22 protein-coding genes are annotated in these 18,916 nt (G+C 64.1%); 12 read left to right on the forward strand and 10 right to left on the reverse strand.

Annotation, left to right across the window (positions count from 1 at the left end; all coding sequences use genetic code 11):
- The first annotated feature begins 180 nt into the window (after positions 1 to 180).
- The 5 genes from AB7G19_RS20695 (at position 181) to AB7G19_RS20715 (ending at position 5,352) form a co-directional block, all read left to right on the forward strand.
- On the forward strand, positions 181 to 1,137 hold the full coding sequence (locus AB7G19_RS20695) for a LysR family transcriptional regulator (RefSeq protein ID WP_441268040.1): 957 nt from the start codon (positions 181 to 183) through the stop codon (positions 1,135 to 1,137).
- A gap of 113 nt (positions 1,138 to 1,250) precedes the next feature.
- Entirely contained in the window at positions 1,251 to 2,444 is a 1,194-nt protein-coding gene (locus AB7G19_RS20700) for a CaiB/BaiF CoA transferase family protein (protein ID WP_354097602.1), read from the forward strand.
- Entirely contained in the window at positions 2,441 to 3,382 is a 942-nt protein-coding gene (locus tag AB7G19_RS20705) for a hydroxymethylglutaryl-CoA lyase (RefSeq protein WP_354097601.1), read from the forward strand. Before AB7G19_RS20700 ends, AB7G19_RS20705 begins: the two co-directional genes overlap by 4 nt.
- 39 nt (positions 3,383 to 3,421) lie before the next feature.
- On the forward strand, positions 3,422 to 4,756 hold the full coding sequence (locus AB7G19_RS20710; protein ID WP_354099712.1) for an MFS transporter: 1,335 nt from the start codon (positions 3,422 to 3,424) through the stop codon (positions 4,754 to 4,756).
- 122 nt (positions 4,757 to 4,878) lie between these two features.
- Positions 4,879 to 5,352 (forward strand): VOC family protein, encoded by a 474-nt coding sequence (locus tag AB7G19_RS20715; RefSeq protein WP_063983137.1) that lies wholly within the window; start codon positions 4,879 to 4,881, stop codon positions 5,350 to 5,352.
- A 12-nt stretch (positions 5,353 to 5,364) separates the two neighbouring features.
- Here AB7G19_RS20715 and AB7G19_RS20720 read toward each other — a convergent pair whose 3' ends face one another.
- From AB7G19_RS20720 to AB7G19_RS20735, 4 genes are all read right to left on the reverse strand, one after another.
- Positions 5,365 to 5,928: a CAP domain-containing protein gene (locus AB7G19_RS20720; RefSeq protein WP_085404753.1), complete on the reverse strand. Its 564-nt coding sequence runs from the start codon at positions 5,926 to 5,928 to the stop codon at positions 5,365 to 5,367.
- 91 nt (positions 5,929 to 6,019) lie between these two features.
- The gene (locus AB7G19_RS20725; protein ID WP_354097599.1) at positions 6,020 to 7,114 is read right to left on the reverse strand and encodes an AMP-binding enzyme; all 1,095 of its coding nucleotides are present in this window, start codon (positions 7,112 to 7,114) and stop codon (positions 6,020 to 6,022) included.
- 8 nt (positions 7,115 to 7,122) lie between these two features.
- Positions 7,123 to 8,550, reverse strand: coding sequence for a methylenetetrahydrofolate--tRNA-(uracil(54)-C(5))-methyltransferase (FADH(2)-oxidizing) TrmFO (gene trmFO / locus AB7G19_RS20730; protein ID WP_354097597.1), 1,428 nt, complete (start codon positions 8,548 to 8,550; stop codon positions 7,123 to 7,125).
- A gap of 126 nt (positions 8,551 to 8,676) precedes the next feature.
- Entirely contained in the window at positions 8,677 to 8,829 is a 153-nt protein-coding gene (locus AB7G19_RS20735; RefSeq protein WP_007590701.1) for a DUF1127 domain-containing protein, read from the reverse strand.
- A gap of 640 nt (positions 8,830 to 9,469) precedes the next feature.
- On the opposite strand from AB7G19_RS20735, the gene AB7G19_RS20740 reads away from it, so the two are divergent.
- Positions 9,470 to 9,796 (forward strand): hypothetical protein, encoded by a 327-nt coding sequence (locus tag AB7G19_RS20740; RefSeq protein WP_441268041.1) that lies wholly within the window; start codon positions 9,470 to 9,472, stop codon positions 9,794 to 9,796.
- 60 nt (positions 9,797 to 9,856) lie between these two features.
- Here the strand turns inward: AB7G19_RS20740 and AB7G19_RS20745 are convergent, their stop codons facing one another.
- Both AB7G19_RS20745 and AB7G19_RS20750 read right to left on the reverse strand, forming a co-directional pair.
- Positions 9,857 to 10,681 (reverse strand): lytic murein transglycosylase, encoded by an 825-nt coding sequence (locus AB7G19_RS20745; RefSeq protein WP_063983140.1) that lies wholly within the window; start codon positions 10,679 to 10,681, stop codon positions 9,857 to 9,859.
- A 135-nt stretch (positions 10,682 to 10,816) separates the two neighbouring features.
- On the reverse strand, positions 10,817 to 11,725 hold the full coding sequence (locus AB7G19_RS20750) for a DUF2189 domain-containing protein (RefSeq protein WP_441268042.1): 909 nt from the start codon (positions 11,723 to 11,725) through the stop codon (positions 10,817 to 10,819).
- A 332-nt stretch (positions 11,726 to 12,057) separates the two neighbouring features.
- Here AB7G19_RS20750 and AB7G19_RS20755 point away from each other — a divergent pair, with 332 nt between their 5' ends.
- Entirely contained in the window at positions 12,058 to 12,456 is a 399-nt protein-coding gene (locus AB7G19_RS20755) for a DUF3597 domain-containing protein (protein WP_028156132.1), read from the forward strand.
- Between the two features lie 55 nt (positions 12,457 to 12,511).
- On the opposite strand, the gene AB7G19_RS20760 is transcribed toward AB7G19_RS20755, so the two are convergent.
- A complete protein-coding gene (locus AB7G19_RS20760; protein ID WP_354097596.1) occupies positions 12,512 to 12,781 on the reverse strand; it encodes a GNAT family N-acetyltransferase in 270 nt (89 codons plus the stop codon).
- A gap of 104 nt (positions 12,782 to 12,885) precedes the next feature.
- On the opposite strand from AB7G19_RS20760, the gene AB7G19_RS20765 reads away from it, so the two are divergent.
- Both AB7G19_RS20765 and AB7G19_RS20770 read left to right on the forward strand, forming a co-directional pair.
- A complete protein-coding gene (locus AB7G19_RS20765) occupies positions 12,886 to 13,821 on the forward strand; it encodes a tetratricopeptide repeat protein (RefSeq protein ID WP_354099711.1) in 936 nt (311 codons plus the stop codon).
- Positions 13,822 to 14,022: 201 nt separating this feature from the next.
- Positions 14,023 to 14,421 (forward strand): SPW repeat protein, encoded by a 399-nt coding sequence (locus tag AB7G19_RS20770; protein WP_166341913.1) that lies wholly within the window; start codon positions 14,023 to 14,025, stop codon positions 14,419 to 14,421.
- Positions 14,422 to 14,470: 49 nt separating this feature from the next.
- Here AB7G19_RS20770 and AB7G19_RS20775 read toward each other — a convergent pair whose 3' ends face one another.
- The 3 genes from AB7G19_RS20775 to AB7G19_RS20785 all read right to left on the reverse strand — a co-directional run bounded on the left by AB7G19_RS20775 (position 14,471) and on the right by AB7G19_RS20785 (position 15,728).
- Positions 14,471 to 14,746, reverse strand: a complete 276-nt coding sequence (locus AB7G19_RS20775) for a GNAT family N-acetyltransferase (RefSeq protein ID WP_354097594.1) — start codon at positions 14,744 to 14,746, stop codon at positions 14,471 to 14,473.
- A gap of 11 nt (positions 14,747 to 14,757) precedes the next feature.
- Complete coding sequence (locus tag AB7G19_RS20780) at positions 14,758 to 15,273, reverse strand: DUF3828 domain-containing protein (RefSeq protein ID WP_441268043.1); 516 nt, start codon at positions 15,271 to 15,273, stop codon at positions 14,758 to 14,760.
- 92 nt (positions 15,274 to 15,365) lie between these two features.
- On the reverse strand, positions 15,366 to 15,728 hold the full coding sequence (locus AB7G19_RS20785) for a hypothetical protein (RefSeq protein WP_354097592.1): 363 nt from the start codon (positions 15,726 to 15,728) through the stop codon (positions 15,366 to 15,368).
- A 94-nt stretch (positions 15,729 to 15,822) separates the two neighbouring features.
- Here AB7G19_RS20785 and AB7G19_RS20790 point away from each other — a divergent pair, with 94 nt between their 5' ends.
- The 3 genes from AB7G19_RS20790 (at position 15,823) to AB7G19_RS20800 (ending at position 18,903) form a co-directional block, all read left to right on the forward strand.
- A complete protein-coding gene (locus tag AB7G19_RS20790) occupies positions 15,823 to 16,320 on the forward strand; it encodes a hypothetical protein (RefSeq protein ID WP_354097591.1) in 498 nt (165 codons plus the stop codon).
- 105 nt (positions 16,321 to 16,425) lie between these two features.
- Entirely contained in the window at positions 16,426 to 18,033 is a 1,608-nt protein-coding gene (locus AB7G19_RS20795) for an acyl-CoA synthetase (RefSeq protein ID WP_441268044.1), read from the forward strand.
- A gap of 9 nt (positions 18,034 to 18,042) precedes the next feature.
- A complete protein-coding gene (locus AB7G19_RS20800) occupies positions 18,043 to 18,903 on the forward strand; it encodes a PCC domain-containing protein (RefSeq protein ID WP_354097589.1) in 861 nt (286 codons plus the stop codon).
- Positions 18,904 to 18,916: the final 13 nt, after the last annotated feature.

The raw sequence follows: 18,916 nt of genomic DNA on the forward strand, positions 1-18,916 counted from the left end.
TCCCGATCCCATGAATTAGGCGCGTTGACGAGCGCGAGCAAGCTTATGTGCTGCTTGGAACAAAATGGCGGATTATTGCCTCGTCTTGGTATCGGATTCCAAATCGGCGGCCTTTCTCCCCGGATTTTGAGAAACCCGGTGACTTCGGACGTTATATCTTCCCGGATCGGGAAACAGACCATGCAAGAGAAGACGCAATCCCGCTCAATGACCGGGACGCCCAGGACCAACATCACCCGACGGATCGACCTCACGACCCTCAGGCTGTTCATCGCCATCTGTGAGGAGGGCAATTTGACGCGCGCCTCGCAGCGCGAAGCGATCGCGCCCTCTGCTGTCAGCAAGCGCATGCATGATCTCGAGGAGGTGCTCGAGGTCGCGCTGTTCGAGCGGCATCCGAACGGCATGGCGCTGACGCCGGCCGGTGAATCGCTGCTGCATCATGCGCGCGTGACGCTGCTCAACGTCGAGAAGATCGCCGTCGACATGGCCGAGCATGCGCGCGGCGTGCGCGGGCATGTGCGGATGCTGGCCAATCTGTCGTCGATCGTCGAATTCCTTCCCGACGATCTGCCCGGCTTCTTTCGCTCCCACGAGCTGGTGCGGCTCGATCTGCAGGAGCGCCCCAGCGAAGATGTCGTTCGCGGCGTCGAGGAGGGTGTGGCCGAAATCGGCATCTGCTCGGCCGACGTGTCGACCCGCGGGCTGGAGCGGTTCTCCTATCGGCGGGACCGCCTCGTCATCGTGGTGCGATCCGATCATCCGCTTGCGTCGGCAAGAGACGTTTCGTTCGCCGACACGCTCGACTACGACCATGTCGGCCTGTTTGCGACCAGCTCGATCTATCTGCGCTCGCAATACACCGCGCAGCAGATCGGCAAGTCGATCCGGTTGCGGGTCCACGTCCCGGGATTCGATGCGGTGTGCCGGATGGTGCAGGCCGGCATGGGCATCGGCCTCATTCCCGACCGAGCGTTCGAGGTCCTCAGTCACGGCATGAATCTGACGGCCGTCGAGTTAAGCGACGACTGGGCCGATCGCGAACTGGTGCTGGTGGCCAGGGATCCCGCGGGATTGTCGGCGACGAGCCAGTTGATGCTCGATCATCTGCGATTGCCCGGAACCAAACCTCACTGATGACGGCCTTCGTGTCGTTCGTCATCCGCGAACGCGTGTTCATCAAAGGATATTGGACTTAAGGCCCTGCGCTCGGCGACACCACGATCAAAGACGATCGAGGAGCGCCAGACGTGGACGGACCATTATCCGGAATACGAGTCGTCGAGCTCGGAACTTTGATCGCGGCACCATTTGCCGCGCGGCTCTTTGCCGAGTTCGGCGCCGAGGTCATCAAGATCGAGCAACCTGGCAGTGGCGATCCCCTGCGCAGATGGCGCAAGCTGCATCAGGGCACCTCGCTCTGGTGGTACCTGCAATCCCGCAACAAGAAGTCGATCGCGATCGATCTGAAATCGCCTGACGGCCGCGACGTCGCGCTGCGGCTGGCCGCGCAAGCCGACGTCGTGATCGAGAATTTCAAGCCAGGGAGCCTCGAGAAACTCGGCCTCGGCTGGGATGTGCTCTCAAAGCTCAATCCGGACCTGACACTGGTCCGCATCTCCGGCTACGGGCAGACCGGCCCTTACCGCGATCGCTCCGGGTTCGGCGCGATCGGCGAAGCTATGGGTGGGCTGCGCTTCACCACCGGCGATCCCGACAGCCCGCCGGCCCGGGTCGGCATCAGTATCGGCGACAGCCTTGCGTCGCTTCATGGCGTGATCGGCGCGCTGATGTCGCTGCTCCGAGTCAAGACAGGGCAGGGGCGAGGGCAGGTGGTCGACGTCTCGCTCTACGAGAGCGTGTTCAACCTGATGGAGAGTCTCGTCCCCGAATATGACCTCATGGGTCATGTCAGGACCCGCACCGGCGGCGCCCTGCCGGGCATCAGTCCATCCAATACATATCCCAGCTCCGACGGGCGCCATGTCGTGATCGCCGGCAACAGCGACGCGATCTTCAAGCGCTTGATGCTGGTCATCGGGCGGCCGGACCTTGCAGACGATCCAGCGTTCGCAAGCAATGATGGGCGCGTCCGCGGCAACGCCTTGCTCGATGCTGCCATCGCTGCATGGACCTCGGAGCGAACGATGGACGAGATCCTCGCACGCCTCGATGCGGCCGACGTCCCCGCGGGCCGGATCTATTCCGTCGCCGATATTGTCGACGATCCCCATTACGCCGCCCGCGACATGATCCTGCCGACCGAGCTGCCGGGCGACGTCACCGTAAAGATGCCGGGCATCGCGCCGAAGCTCTCCGACACCCCGGGCGCGGTCAAATGGCCTGGCCCGACGCTGGGACAGCATACCGACGAGGTGCTCGCGGGCCTCGGCTTGCAGGCAGGCGATATCGCGCAGCTGCGCCGGAGCGGAGCGGTGCAATGACGGCAACGCCACCGGACGTCCTGATCCAGGAGGTCGCTCCGCGCGACGGCCTTCAGATCGAAGCGAAATGGGTCGAAACCAGCGAAAAAATCCGGCTGATCAATTCGCTCTCTGCGATCGGCTTCGGCCGCATTGAGGTCTCGTCATTCGTGTCAGCGGCGGCCGTGCCGTCGCTGCGCGACGCCGCGGACGTCTTCGCCGGCATCGAGCGGCGGCCCGGCGCGATCTACACGGCGTTGATCCCGAACCGGAAGGGTTCTGAGCTGGCGCTGGCCGCACGCGCCGACGAGCTCAATTTCGTGATGTCGGCGAGCGAGACGCACAACCGTGCCAACATGAACATGACGCATGCGGTGTCGCTGGCGTCGCTCAGCGAGATCGTGAAGCCAGCCCATGCAGGCGGCGCGTTGGTCAACGCGACGGTTGCGACGGCGTTCGGCTGTCCGTTCGAAGGCCTGCAGCCTTTCGAGAAGGTGCTCGACATCGTCACGCGCTATCTCGATCTCGGGGTCGATGGCGTCACGCTCGCCGATACCACGGGCATGGCCAATCCCAATCAGGTCTCGCAGCTGGTTGCCGAGGTCTTGATGCTGGTCCCTGCTGATATGCTCACGCTTCACTTCCACAACACGCGCGGTCTCGGGCTGGTTAACGTCCTCGCGGCCTATGACACCGGCGCGCGCCGCTTTGACGCCGCGCTGGGCGGCCTCGGCGGATGTCCATTTGCGCCGGGTGCCACCGGCAATGTCTGTACCGAAGACCTCGTCAATCTCTGCCACGAGACGGGCCTGCGGACCGGTCTCGACCTGCAGCGCTTGATCGATCTCTCGTTCCGGTTGCCTGGACTGATCGGACACGAGGTGCCGGGGCAGGTCGCCAAGGCCGGCCGTCCCCTCGATCTGCATCCCATACCCGAGCGGCTGCGACGCTCGGGCTGATCGACCGCTATCAAAATTCAAAACACATTGGAGGAAACCATGACGATTGCCACGGCGGCGACTGCCGACCTCGATACTGGACTCACAGAGCATCAGGTCATCAAGAAGATTGCGTGGCGGCTGATGCCGCTGATCATTGTCTGCTACTTCTTTGCGTTCTTCGACCGCGTCAACATCAGCTTCGCCAAGGCTGCGCTCCAGGCCGATCTCGGCCTCAGCAACACCGCCTACGGATTTGGCGCCAGCCTGTTCGTCGTTGGTTACGTCCTGCTGGAAGTGCCGAGCAACATGCTGCTCTATCGCTTCGGCGCGCGGCGCTGGATCGCCCGCATCATGATTTCCTGGGGGCTGGCGACGGCGGCGATGGTCTTCGTTCATAGCGAGTGGCAGTTCTATGCGCTGCGCTTTGTGATCGGCGCCATGGAGGCGGGATTTGCGCCCGGCATTCTCTATTACCTGACACTCTGGTTTCCAAAATCGCATCGCGGCCGCATGACGTCCGTGTTTTTTCTCGCCACTGCATTCTCGGGGATCATCGGCTCGCCGATCTCGGGTCTCATCCTCAACTATCTGAACGGGCTGCACGGTCTGGCCGGTTGGCAATGGCTGTTTCTGGCTGGCGGCATTCCCTGCGTTGCGCTTGGCTTCGTCGTGCTGCTGCGCTTCGACGACGGGATCGAGCACGCCGAATGGTTGAGCGACGACGAGCGCCGGTTGATCTCGGTTCAGCTGGACCGTCAGAAGACCGAGATCGGCGAGCATTCGGCATGGCGCTCGCTGCTCATGCCCGGCGTCCTGCTGCTTGGATTCATCTACTTCCTGATCCAGATCGCTTCCTACGGCCTCAATTTCTGGGCGCCCGACCTGATCAAGGCGGCCGGCGGAGGCAGTGCAGCCGCGATCGGCTTCCTGACCGCCGTACCCTATATCTGCGGCGCCATCTGCATGATTATCGTAGGCCGATTGTCGGATGCATCGGGCGAGCGCCCGAAATTTGTCGCAGCCTTGATTCTGACCGCGGCCGTGGGATTCTTCGCGTCCGGTGCATTCGACAGGAATGTCGTCACGCTGGTTGGCGCGCTTGCCATTCTTGGTGCCGGCGTGGTTGCGGCCATTCCGACATTCTGGACGCTGCCTCCGAAAATTCTCACCGGTGCGGGGGCGGCGAGCGGGATCGCACTCATCAATACGCTGGGGCAGGTCGGCGGCATCGTCAGCCCGGTCATGGTTGGCTCGGTCAAGGATGTGACCGGCAGCACGACACCCGCGCTCTATGTCATTGGCGGCTTGTGCGTGCTCTGTGCGTTGCTGCTGCTGACGGTGCTTCCGCGAGACCTGAAAGCCAGGGACGTGGCGGAACCCCGGGTCGCATAGGCCGCGGCATTGGCGCGCCTTGGTGAGGCGCATTCAAGAGGGTATCTAGGCGAAAGACATCACACCGCCGTCCATTCTCAATGGATGGCGGTGTGATGGCCCGGAACCGAAGGGGACGCGCAATGGCGAAGAACACGATTTGCCTCTGGTACGACAAGGACGCCGAGGCGGCCGCCCGCTTCTATGCCGAAACATTTCCCGATAGCGCCGTAAGCGCCGTCCATCACGCGCCCAGCGATTACCCCTCCGGCAGGGCGGGCGATGTGCTGACCGTCGAGTTTACGGTTGCCGGCGTTGCCTGTCTCGGCCTCAACGGCGGTCCGATTTTCAAGCACAACGAGGCTTTCTCGTTCCAGATCGCGACCGACGATCAGGAGGAGACCGACCGCTACTGGAACGCCATCATCGGCAATGGCGGGCAGGAGAGCGCCTGCGGCTGGTGCAAGGACAGATGGGGCCTCTCCTGGCAGATCACGCCGCGGGTGTTGACCGAGGCACTGGCGGCCGGCGGTGCCGAGGCAAAGCGCGCCTTCGATGCAATGATGGGGATGACGAAGATCGATGTCGCCGCGATCGAGGCCGCGCGCCGCGGCTGAAATCATCTCGCCTCAGATACAGAGGCCGAGCAGCTTGACGTGGCAGCCGCTGGATTTCGGCTTGCTGGCGGGCGCGGCCTCGCGCTTCACGGCAACCAGCGGCTCCTCGTCCTTCTTGCCTTTACCTTTGCCCTTGCCCTTCGGCTCGTAGTCGCCCGCGATCACCATGGCCCAATAGGTTCGCTTGCCACTGGCATTTTTGGCGCTTGCGATGCCGACGCGGGAGGCGTTGTGCAGCAGCAGGTTCTTGCGATGCCCGGACGAGTCGATCCACTGTCCCAGCGTCTTCTCGAAATTGTCGTAGCCGTAGGCGATGTTCTCGGCCGCGCGGCCCGCGCCGGCCGGTGCGACGCGCCGGTTGAACGGGCCGAGCGCGTCGTGGCTAAGGTCGTCCTTCGCCGCCATCGCGCGGGCCTGGTCCATGGCGATGCGGTCAAGGGTTGAATCGCGGACGACGCGGACTTCGCCGTTCTTGAGGCGAAAGCCGGAGATCAGCTCGGCCGGGGATTCGGCCATCGCGGGCGCAGCTGCGAGCAGCAGAAGGCCAGCGATCACGCCGCCAACCACACGATGCATCATCATCCCCCGAATGCCCATGACCCGCCGCCCGAATGATCCGATCGGTTCTCTATCGCCAATGTGGACGCTTCAAGGCGCGAGCAGCCCGTCAGCTCGCCGGCAGGTCCGCCTCGAAATTGAAGCGGTCGCGCAGGTTTTTCCGCTGTTCCAGGATGTCCTTGAGGAAGGCGCGGTCCTGGTCGTTCTTCATCATCGGTTCGATCAGGTCGAGCTGGTTCATGGCGACCAGTTGCAGGATCTCGGTTCGCGGCTTGCCGCTGGTATCGCGGGGCAGCGCGTGTACGACCTGGATGTGTTCCGGCGGCTTTGGGCCCTTGGCGGCCGAAAGCTCGCTGCGAAGCTCGCCTTCAAGCGTGGCCTGATCGGCCTCGACGAAGGCATAAAGCCCGACGCCGGAGCGGCGGTCGGCGAAGGCGACGATGGCGGTGTCGCGCACGGCCGGGTTCTTGCGTATCAGCTCGGCCAGCACCGGCGCGTCGTTGACCAGCCGGCGGCCGCCGCCCTCGCGGTCGGTGAAGTTGAACAGGCCGCGCGTGATCGCGCGATAGACCTTCTTGCCGGTCGCGAGCCACAGGCTGGCGGCGAATGATTTCTTCGCCAGGATCTTGCGCTCGCGGGGCGTCAGCGCCTCGGGTGCGTAGGAACGCTTGTGCTTGAGCAGATGCCGCAGGTCCTCGTAGGCGAGGATGCGGTAGAGCCGGCCACGTCGGTTGAAGCAGGCCGCGAGCTGGAAGTCGGTCACATAGGCGCGGCCGTCGCGGCCGACCAGCCAGTTCTGCTCCTTGGCGAGATCGTTGTGGCAGATGCCAGCGCGACGCAACCGGCGTAGCGCCACCTTGGCCGAGCGGAAATAGGCGAGGTCGCCATGCGGCTTGGCGAGATGGAGCGCGACGCCGTCGACAAAGCCGCGCACGAGCGCCCGGCGGCCGGCCCACAGCAAATCGGGGCCGACATTGAGGCCTTTGGCCAGTGCCAGCGCGTGCTTCTCACGCGCGAACAGGTGGCGCGCCAAGGGAAATGACCACCACGGCACTTCGTCGAGCCGGCGCAGCACGGCGTCGACCTCGCCGCTGTCACCGCGGAAGCGGCCGCGCTCGACGGTCGAGAACACGTCGCGCTTGAGCAGCACGCCCTCGGTCCAGCGCGCCGACAGTGTCGCGGCGTCGTCTTTGGGAAGACTCATCGAAAAACTCACGCTGCTGCGGCGATGCGCAGGTGATCGGCGATCCAGCGATCGAGATCGGCGAGCGCCAGCGCGCTCATCGCCTGCTTCTTGGCCACCGTCTTCTCGTTGCCGCGCAGGCGGCTGCCGTCGGGCTTCTTCGTCGGAGCATTCGCAAGCGGCGGGAACAGGCCGAAATTGATGTTCATCGGCTGGAACGAGCGCGTACCGGGCTCAATGGTCTCGATATGGCCGCCGGTGATGTGACCGAGCAACGATCCCAGTGCTGTCGTAGCAGGCGGGCTCGCCAGCGTTTCGCCGCGCGCATCCGCTGCCGCATAGAGACCGGCGATCAGGCCGACGCTGGCGGATTCCACATAGCCCTCGCAGCCGGTCATCTGACCGGCAAAGCGCAGCCGCGGCTGCGCGCGCAGGCGCAGCTGGCCGTCGAGCAGCTTTGGCGAATTGAGGAAGGTGTTGCGATGCAGGCCGCCGAGGCGGGCGAATTCGGCCTTCTCCAGCCCCGGAATGCTGCGGAAGATGCGCTGCTGTTCGCCGTATTTCAGCTTCGTCTGGAATCCGACGATGTTGTAGAGCGTGCCGAGCTTGTTGTCCTGGCGCAGCTGCACGATCGCGTAGGCCTTCGTGGTGGGATCGTGCGGATTGGTGAGGCCGACCGGCTTCATCGGGCCGTGGCGCAACGTCTCGGGGCCGCGCTCCGCCATCACCTCGATCGGCAGGCAGCCGTCGAAATAGGGCGTGTTGGTCTCCCATTCCTTGAACTCGGTCTTCTCGCCCGCGATCAGCGCGGCGACGAAGCCGTCATACTGCTCCTTGGTCATGGGGCAGTTGATGTAGTCGGCACCGGTGCCGCCGGGGCCGACCTTGTCATAGCGCGACTGGAACCAGGCCACTGACATGTCGATGGACTCGCGATGCACGATCGGCGCGATCGCGTCGAAGAAAGCGAGAGCGTTCTCGTCGGTCAATTCGCGGATGGCGTCGGCCAGCGGGGCGGAGGTGAGGGGACCGGTCGCCACGATCACGTTGCTCCACTCGGCCGGCGGCAGGCCTGCGATCTCGCCGCGGGCGATCTCGATCAGGGGGTGGTCGTTGAGCGCCTTGGTGACGGCCGCCGAGAAGCCGTCGCGGTCGACCGCGAGCGCGCCGCCGGCGGGCACCTGGTTGGCGTCGGCCGCGCGCATGATCAGCGAGCCGAGCCGGCGCATTTCAGCGTGCAGCAGGCCGACGGCGTTGTTGGCGGCGTCGTCCGAGCGGAACGAATTGGAGCAGACGAGCTCGGCGAGCCCATCGGTGCGGTGCGCCTCGGTCATGCGGTCCGGCCGCATCTCGTGCAGCACCACGGGCACGCCGGATTTGGCGACCTGCCAGGCGGCTTCGGAACCGGCAAGGCCAGCGCCGATCACGTGGACAATGTTGGATTGGGGTCCTGTCATGGGGCGGACAGGTAGCGCTTTTCGGCGGTCAGTGGAATCGCCGAGATGGAGTTTTCTGCCATCAGAAACGACAACGCCCGCACGAGGCGGGCGCTATCGGTTCGTCCGGTGAAGGGCTGAACGGAATCAACCCTGATACTGACCGGCGGCAACGCGCGGGATGTCCGAGCGATCGAGGCCGATGTCGGCCAGTTCGCGATCGCTGAGCTGGGACAGCTCGGCAACATTGCGCTGATAGTCCCGGAAAGCCTGGATCATGCGGATGAGCGAGAGCAGCATTGGTAGTCTCCTGTAGTTCGATTCAGCCCTTGCCCGAGCCTCATCGTTGAAATGAATATAGGTGAGAGTGGTGCAGTGCGAAAGTTCCGATGTTGCGATGCAGCTAAGCGCGAGGTGCATAGCGGTGGTAACGGACGATTAACCCGGGAACACTCTCGCCTAAAGGGTAGGCGAAATAGGGAATGCTTTGCCAGAAATCACCGTGAATTCACGGGTTTACTGCAACCACTCTCGCTACCGGTGAAATGGAAATAGGTAGGGTTCCAACTGTTCTTAAGGCGATCAGTCAGCGCCTGCGCCCAAGTCTCGCATGCGCGAATCGCATGATAGCGGAACTATAGATATGAATATAAATTCATTCATATGTGGGGCACTATGCGACCGGGTCCCGACGATCCAACTCGCTTTGGGCTGGCGGATCACCAGACGGCCAGGCGTGAAGCCTGCCGAAACCCACCAAGCCTCGTTTCAGACCGCAACCGCCTCTCTGGTGCGGTGCACACACGCCGAACGTGTGGCGTTCATTACAAGGGTGTAATGAAAATCAGAAATTTTGCATGGTGCCTCTGCGCCGCACGCAACATCACGCAATTCTCGCGAGGAATTTATTGCGGCAAGTTGCCGCGCCCGGAGGAAAGTCATGTCGCAGATTCTGGCAATGTTGCTGGTTCTGTCCCAAGAACAAGAGAAGGAAAGTAACATCATGACGAAGTTACTCGGGGTTATCGCAATTGCCGCCGTTGCGTTCGCCGTCGCGCCGGCCCAGGCTGCCAAGCACGCCATGGGCGGTTGCAGCTCGGCCAATCTGGAGAAGACGGAGACCGCGATCGAGAACATGGCCGACGGCGACAGCAAGTTCGTGGCGCAGAAGGAGATCGCGGCTGCGCAGGACGCGCTTCTCAACGGCAAAATGGGTGTGTGCGGCGCGCACCTGAACAAGGCGATGAACGCCACCATGGGGAAGTAAACGCACCAAGAGAGGGCCGATCGCCGGGCGATCGGCCCTACGCGTCCTGTCGGGCGCTATTTAAGGGGCGCGTGCGAGCTGGGTCGCGAAATAGGCGACGGTCTTGGAGTAGACTTCGCTCTTATTCCACTGCTGCAATACCGCAAAATTCGGACTGCCCGGCTGCCAATCCTTGCCGCGCTGCCAGCCGTAGCCGGCGAGATAATTGGCGGTGGAGGCGAGCACGTCGGGCGCGTTGTGCAAGAGGTCGCGCTTGCCGTTGCCGTCGAAATCGACGGCGTATTTCATCCAGGACGACGGCATGAACTGGGTCTGGCCGAGCTCGCCGGCCCATGCGCCCTTCATGTCGGCGGGGGCGAGGTCACCGCGCTGGACGATGCGCAGCGCATCCAGCAGCTCGGCACGAAACTGGTCGGAGCGACGGCAATCATAGGCCAGCGTTGCCAGCGAGCGGATGGTGGCGAACTTGCCGGTGTTGACGCCGAAATCGGTCTCGAGACCCCAGATCGCGACCAGCACCTCGCCGGGCACGCCATAGGTCTGTTCGATGCGGGACAGCACCGAGCCGTATTGCTTCATCATGTTGGAGCCACGCTGCATGCGCGGCGGCACCATGCGGCCGGAGAACTCCTCGAAGGTCTGGGTGAAGACTTTTTGCGAGCGGTCCCGGTTGAGCACGCTCTGGTCGAGCGTCACGCCGGCAAGCCCGGCGGCAACGGCCTGCTGCGAGACGCCCTTGGCCGCGGCGTCGGCTTTGAAGTCCGCGAGCCAGGCGTCGAAATTGCCCGAGCCGCAGGCAACAGCGGCGAGGGCTGGCTGGGCGGTTAGGATTGACGCGGAGAGGGCGAGGGCTGCGAGAGCGAGACGAGAAATCGTCGGGGTCATCAGATGAAATGGATTCCGTGAAGTGATCTGACCGGCGGGCGCAATTTCGATTGTAACCGCGGCCAAAGCAAGGCGTATGACAGCACGCAATCCTGCCCGAGCCGAGCCCGGGCAGGATCGCATGTCACGATATCGTCAGGCGTCCGTCCGATTGCGCCAGGGGAAGAGGTTGGCGGGGAAGTCGGCGGCCGGCTTGCGCGGGCGATGCGGCGGGGGCGGCACCGGACGTGCACCGGGCTCCGAGACGATCACCTTGCGGTAGAGGTGCCAGGTGGCGTGGCCGAGCAGGGGGATCACCACGGCAAGGCCAAGGAACGCCGGAATCGTACCTAGCGCCAGCAGCACCGCCACGATCAGGCCCCAGGCCGCCATCGGCACCGGGTTCTTGGCGACGACGCGCAGGGACGTCACCATGGCCTCGAACGCGCCGGCATGGCGGTCGAGCATCAAGGGGAACGACACGGCGCTGATGCAGAGCGCGGCAAGCGCAAACAGGAAGCCGGTGCCGCAGCCGACCACGATCAGCCACCAGCCTTGCTGGGTCGTCAGAACGCGCGTCATGAAATCAGAGATACCGGTCGCGCCCTCATAGCCGAACGCCGCGACATAGATCGCCTGAGCGGTCGCAACCCAGGTCACGAACAGAGCGAGCAGCAGGGTGCCGAGACCGAGCATGGCGCCGAACGAAGGCGAGCGCAGCACCTCCATGGCATTCCAGGCGCTGGCCTCCTCATAACGTTCGCGCCGGCTGGAGAGCTCATAGAGACCGAGCGCGGCGAACGGGCCGATCAACGCGAAGCCTGCGGCCAGTGGGAACAACAGCGGCAGCACCGAATAGCCCATCACCGCGCGGGCGAGCACGAGGCCTAGCACCGGATAGATCACGCAGAGGATCATGGCGTGGCTCGGCACCGCCTTGAAATCTTCCCAGCCGCGCCTGAGCGCGTCGTGCAGATCGGACAGTTGGATGGTTCGGATCACCGGTCCAGCCGCATCCGCGGGCTGGGCCACAGTGGGGACATTGCCCGGGTAGAGTGTGGCCATGGTCGCTAGCTCCCTTGCCATGCAGCCGAATTCGGCGCCGGCAACGGCGCAAGCGGCCGCTTTTCTGAGTTTCGCGATTCCGGCCAGACGCGAATTCCGGACGTCATCGCGAACTGAAAGTGGAGCGTACGCCCATTTCCGAGTCCTGTCCCACACGCTTGGTTGAGATTCGATGCCGCACCGCAACCTCAACGATGTCATTCGGTCGTCATTTCGCCGCAGATAAGCTGATGCTGGTTGTCGGTTCGCAGAACTTCGCGGGCGTAACGCAGTAACTTCGTTTATAAGTGCCACTCAAGGCCCTTCCAACGGATCCTTTTCGGGGAGAAGACATGAGCATTTTCGGGAAAATCATGGGCGCGATCTTCGGCAGCCATCCGGCTTCCGCCGCGCCCGCAGGTGGCGCACCCTCGGGTAGCGCACCCGCCAGCGCCGCGCCGGGCGGATCGGCGCCTGCTGCCGCGCCGATGGCAACCGTGGACGTTGCGGCCATCGTCGACAAGCTGGTCGCTGCCCAGAAGGAGAAGCTGGAATGGCGCACCTCGATCGTCGACCTCATGAAGGCGCTCGACATCGACTCCAGCCTTGCCGCGCGTAAGGACCTCGCCAAGGAGCTCGGCTACAGCGGTGACATGAACGACTCGGCGAGCATGAACGTCTGGCTGCACAAGCAGGTGATGTCCAAGCTCGCCGCCAATGGCGGCAAGCTGCCGCCGGAGATCAAGCACTGACCGATTGTTCGGTCGTAAGCCAAGGGGGCCCGCGATCTCGCGGGCCCTTTTGCATTCAGGCGACGAGGTCTGCTTCCTCCGGATGCCTGTCGAGATAGTCGACGACGAAGCCACAGCCGGCGATCACCTTCTTGCCGTCGCGGCGGATCAAGTCCAGCGCACCCTTGATCAGCTCGGACGCAATGCCGCGGCCGCGCAGCGCGCGCGGCGTCTCGGTATGGGTGATGATCACGGCCGACGGCGTCAGCCGGTAATTGGCGAAGGCGATTTCGTTGCCCGTATCGAGCTCGAAGCGACTCCTGTCCTTGTTGTCCCGTACCGCCATGCCAGATCCCTTCGAAGCGCTGCGTGTTCTCTGATCTAGGCGCCTGAACCGGCCCTTGCCAAGGTGCGACCAAGGGAGGTTGCCGCAGGGGAGATATCCGGAAAATGCGTGTCCCGCTCAGCCTCTTGGCGCTGCTTGCGGCGCTCGTCTCGACCGCGCCGGTGTCGGCTGCGGCCGAAGGCGCCCCGGCCTGGGATGCCTGCGTCGGGCTGGCCAGTACGCCGGACGCGCGGATCAAAGCCTGCTCGGCCGTGATCGATACCAGGAGCGAGAGCGGGCAGAGGCTTGCCGGCGCCTATTGCAATCGCGGCCATGGGCTCACCGAGAAACGCGAGCTCGACGCCGCGTTGTCCGATCTCGACGAGGCGGTCCGGCTCGCTCCCGGCTATGCCTGCGCCTACAACAATCGCGGCCGCGTCTACAGCTTCAAGCGCGACTATGATCGTGCCATCGCCGAATACGACCAAGCCATCAAGCTCGATCCGTCGCTGACGCTGGCCTACAGCAACCGCGGAGAGTCCCGTTTCAACAAGGGCGACCTCGACGGCGCCATTGCCGATTTCGACGCGGCGATCAAGCGCGATCCCAACTATGTTACCGCCTACGCCAACCGCGGCTTCGTCTATGCCCGCAAGCATGACACGGCGCATGCGCTCGCCGACTACAGCATGCGGATCAGGCTGGCGCCGGATCTGATTGCCTATATCGACCGCGGCAACGTCTACCGCGACAGCGAGCAGCTCGACCGGGCCGCCGCCGACTACGGCGAGGCGATCCGCGTCGCGCCGACCGACGCACGCGGCTGGCGCAATCGCGGCATGATCCGGCTCTATCGGGGCGACAACAAGCGCGGCCTTGCCGACTACGACAAGGCGCTGCAATACGATCCCTCCGACGTGTTCTCCTGGAACAACCGCGGCCAGGCCAGGCTGCGCCTCGGCGACAGGCAGGGCGCGATTGCCGATTTCCGGAAGGCGCTGGAATTGCGTCCAGGCCTGCCGTCCGCCCATGATGCACTGCAGAAGCTTGGGGCTCTGTAGCGAGCGTTCGATCAACGCGTGAGCCATAATTCCTAATGCCGCCTCGCTGGCAAAAAACATCAGTCCGTCTTGCAATCGTGCACCCGGTTCCCCACGTCTCGTTACAGGACATACGCCCGAATGCGGCCGGCACGGTCGCTAGACATTCGGAGTGTCATGATCGCCAGCCGCTGACGTATGCCTCTTTTGGAGGAGGGTACGATGTCGGACTTTAGTTTCATCAAGACTCATCGAACATGGGAAGATTGGTGCGGGATGCTGCTCGGCGCGCTGATTGTCGCATCGCCGTGGTTCCCCATCCAGGATCACTCGCCGATCGTCGAACGCCAGACGATGATCCTGAACACGGTCGCAATCGGCCTCGTCGTATTCGGCCTGAGCCAGCTCGAATATGTCGCGTTGCAGCGCTGGCAGGAGGTGGCGACGATCCTGGTCGGGCTGTGGCTTATCGTCTCGCCCTATGTGTTCGGTTATTCCGGCGAAGGCTTTCTCCGGATCTACCATACGAGTCTCGGAGCGGTGGCGGTGATCCTCGGCGTGCTCCAGCTGTGGCAGGACTGGGGTCTGAGTGACCAGGATATGCTGAAGCATGGGCAATAGGCGGTAGATTTGAGCAGGCCTGCCGTGCGCTCGGCGGGCCTGCGCTCGCTTAACTCTTCACCAAATCCGCATACTCCGGATGTTTCTCGATCCACGCCTTCACGAACGGACATTGCGGGATCAGTTTCAAGCCGGCCGCGCGGACCTGGTCGAGCGCGGCTTGCACCAGCTTCGAGCCGACGCCCTTGCCACCGAGCTCCTTCGGCACGCCGGTATGCTCGAAGGTGATGACGTTGCCGTCGAGCTTGTAGTGTTCGGTCGCGAGATGGCCCTCCACCTCCAGCTCGAAGCGATGATCGGCCTTGTTATCGATGACGTCGCTCATGGTGTCTCCCGTCAGGTCTTCAACGAGTCCGTCAGCATCTTGCGGATCGACAAGGCCTCGCCGTCGGACGAGCCCTTGATGTCGTCGATCCGCCAGCTGTTCGCCTCGCGCACGAAGTCATAGCGCACGATCTGGTCGGCGGGTTTGCGGTCGTTGCGGTGGCCGGTGATGGTCACCGCGATCGTCGCCTTGTCGGCCTCCACCTTCTCCGCGTCAACCTTGAAGGATTTCACGTCCGGTTCCTGCGAGTTGGTGACAGGATCGAAATCGACCGGACCAACGTCGCCCTTCGGCGTATGCGCATCCGCCTTGGCCCACAGCGCGACCAGCGCCCTGGAGAGATATTTTGTTTTGGCCGCCTTGTTCTCGATGACGAAGGCGCCGCCGCCATCGCCTTTGCCCTTGGCTGCGCGCGTGTAGATGGCGGTCAGGATCGCGACGGGGTCGCTGGAGGCAGGCATCACGGCGAATGCCGGAGCGGCGGAGGCAAGCAGAGAGGCGGCGACGAAGGTCCGACGGGTGAGCATGAAATGTCCCTGAGATAATGACGTGCGATCGCAGGGCCGGAGCGGCCGGCGTCAGCGCGTATCTCTGTAGACCGATGGCGCGGCCGCTCGGTTCAATCGGTCGCTTTGGCGAGCCTGGAATCTTCAGATTGCGGCTGCGGGCGGAGGCAACCCTGGCAGATGACGAGGGAGCGGGTGACCCTGGCGTCCTGCTCGGCCTCGATGCCGTCCTGGGCCTGCCACCATTCCTTCGAATAGGGCTGAAGTCCGGCTTGCGACCTGTTGCGCTCGGAGCCGGCGTCGGCGCGCGTGGCACGCGGAGCCCCGGAACGTGGCTGGTTGGGATCCTCGCCGGCGCCATCCCAGGCATAGCGCGCGGGCTTGAAGGCGGGGTCGGCGGAGAGGTGCGCCTGAGGCGCCACGGCACATCCGGCGAGCACCAGCGACAACAGGAGGAAGGCGGGCGCTTTGACCATGATGCGGCACTCTGTACGCGAGAACTGGCTGAGGTTGCGCCGATCATGTTTAAAATTCCCTGAACGGTCGCGGCTGCGCCGGCGACAAACGCGAATGCGCTATCTGATCCTCCTGCTCATACTGCTCGCCACCGCTGCGCGCGCCGACGATGCAAAACCGTTCAATCCCTCCGATTATCCGCCCGCCGTGCAGCAGGCGCTGCGCTACGCCAATGAGGAATGCGACAGCCAGGATGGTGGCCTGGTGACCTTCGCGCCGGACACCGTGCGCAAGATCGATCTGACCGGCGACGGCCGTGAGGACTACATCGTCGATTTCCGCGACACCAAATGCGGGGAGCGCGAGACCACCTATTGCGGAACCGGCGGCTGCGTCATGAACGTCCTGGTGACTTTGCCCGACGGCAGCGTGCGCCCCGTGTTCGACGGCTCTGTCCGCGGCTACAAGATTTTGCCGCCGGCGATGAAGCGTGGCGCGGCGCGCACCATTCGCTTCGATCTGCACGGTAGCTATTGCGGTGGTTTCGGTGCGCAGGCCTGCTGGAAGGAGAAGGCCATCACGGCGACGCCCTTTGCGTTCAAGCAGCCGTAGGGCAGATGCGCGACCGGCGGCCTTGCTACACCGCATTCGATGGCGATAAATGGGCTGCAAGGAGCGGGCGGCTCGTGCGCCGTCCGCCGTCGAAGAGGAAGCCCGATGCAGCCCCTGCGCATGTCCCGCCGCGTCATGAATCTCGCTCACATGCTGACCCAGAATGCGCGGCGGCATGGGGCGCGTCCCGGTTTCGTATGGGGGGACAAATCCTGGACCTGGCGCGAGATCGATGCGCAGGTCTCGGCGCTGGCCGCCGCACTCGCCGCGCGCGGCATTGCCAAGGGCGACCGCATCCTCGTCCATTCCAAGAACGGCGACGAGATGTTCTTCTCGATGTTCGCCGCGTTCCGGCTCGGTGCGGTCTGGGTGCCTACCAATTTCCGCCTGATGCCGGATGAGGTCACCTATCTCGCGCAGGCCTCCGGCGCGAAGGCATTCCTGTGCCACGTCGATTTTCCCGAGCACGCTGCAGCCGTGAAGGGCGGTGCGCTCGAGTTCACCTGGAGCGTCGACGGCAAGGGCTCGTTCGGCGAGCGCTCGGTGGCGGAAGCCATCGCCTCGCAGGCCGGTGCAAGTGTTGCGAACGTCGCCGTCGAGCACGACGATCCCTGCTGGTTCTTCTTCACCTCCGGCACCACCGGCCGCTCCAAGGCCGCGGTGCTGACCCACGGCCAGATGGGTTTTGTCGTCACCAACCATCTCGCCGATCTCACCCCCGGCGTCACGGAAGCGGATGCGTCGCTGGTGGTGGCGCCGCTGTCGCATGGCGCCGGCGTCCATCAGCTGGTGCAGACCGCCCGCGGTGTGTGCACCGTGCTGCTGCCGACGGAGAAATTCGACATCGACGAGGCGTTCCGCCTGATCGCGGCGCATCGGGTCAGCAATCTCTTCACGGTGCCGACGATCCTGAAGATGATGGTCGAGCATCCGGCCGCCGACAAATACGATCATTCCTCGCTGCGTCACGTGATCTATGCCGGCGCGCCGATGTACCGCGAGGACCAGAAGGCCGCGCTGAAGAAGCTCGGCAAGGTCATCGTGCAGTATTTTGGCCTCGGCGAGGTCACCGGCAACATCACCGTGCTGCCGGCGGCGCTGCATGATCCCGAGGACGGGCCCTATGCGAAGATCGGCACCTGCGGCTTCGAGCGCACGGCCATGCAGGTCTCGATCCAGGACGACGAGGGCTGCGAGCTGGCCGCCAACCAGAGCGGCGAGATCTGCGTGATCGGGCCTGCCGTGCTCGCCGGCTACTACGACAACCCCGAGGCCAATGCGAAGGCGTTCCGCAACGGCTGGTTCCGCACCGGCGACCTCGGACACATGGACGAGGAGGGGTTTGTCTACATCACGGGACGCGCCTCGGACATGTACATCTCCGGTGGCTCCAATATCTATCCGCGCGAGATCGAGGAGAAGATATTGACGCATCCCGCGGTCGGCGAGGTCGCCGTGCTCGGCGTGCCCGACGCGACCTGGGGCGAGGTCGGCGTCGCCGTCTGCGTCGCGCGCGAAGGCGAGACGCCGGTGAGCGAAGCCGAGATGGCGGCGTTCCTCCTGCAGAAGGTGCCGCGCTACAAGATGCCGAAGCGGTTCTTCTTCTGGGATGCATTGCCGAAGTCCGGCTATGGCAAGATCCCGAAGCGCATGGTGCGCGATGAGCTCGAGGCGCGCGGGCTGCTCGATCTCGACAACAAGCAGGCGGGCTGAGCATACGCGATGCGAAGTATCAAGCAGCCGGGCGCGCCTGTCGCCGAACGCATCCAATGGGTCGAGGCGAGGGGGCGCGCGTTCTCGTTCAGGCTCGAAGCGGGTCTGCCGCTGCTCGAAGCCGCGCGGCGTGGTTTTGCGGCGGAGGGGTTTGCCAGTGGCGTGCTGAATTTTGGCAGCGCTGCGCTCGGACCATTCGCATATGTGATGCCGGCGCTGTCGAAGACAGGTGAGAACGCAGCGTTCTACAGTGACACTTTTCGCCCCAGCGGCGTGATGCGCACGAAACTCGGCAGCATGACGCTCGGTATGCGCGATGGCGCCCCGTTCTTTCATTGCCACGGGCTCTGGACGGAGGCGGACGGCAAGGCAAGCGGCGGCCACATGCTCCCGGACGAGACGGTTGTCGCCGAGCCGTTCGAGGTCGAAGCGTTCGGCATCGACGGCGCGATGTTCACCGCGGAGCCCGATCCCGAGACCAATTTCAAGCTGTTCGGGCCGGTGCCTGGTGTGAGCACCGGCGCGCGCACCACGAGCCGCGCCTTCTCACTTCGGCTGCGGCCCAACCAGGATTTTGCCGGCTGCCTCGAAGCGTTCTGCCGCGCGCATGGCATCGCACGCGCGAAGATTCACGGCGGCGTCGGCTCGACCATCGGCGCGCGCTTCACCCATGGCGGCGTGACCGAACCGTTCGCGACCGAGCTCGCTGTGACAGCGGGGACGATTGTACAGGGCAGTTCGGGTGCACCGGAGGCGGCGCTCGACATTGCCCTGATCGACTACACTGGCGGCATCGCTGAGGGCCGTCTGATCCGTGGGGACAATCCCGTGCTGATGACCATGGAGCTGGCGCTCGAGGTGTTGGGCTAGTATCGGCGAGCGA

It is taken from the genome of Bradyrhizobium sp. 215_C5_N1_1 (assembly GCF_052075935.1).
Lineage (GTDB): Bacteria > Pseudomonadota > Alphaproteobacteria > Rhizobiales > Xanthobacteraceae > Bradyrhizobium > Bradyrhizobium barranii.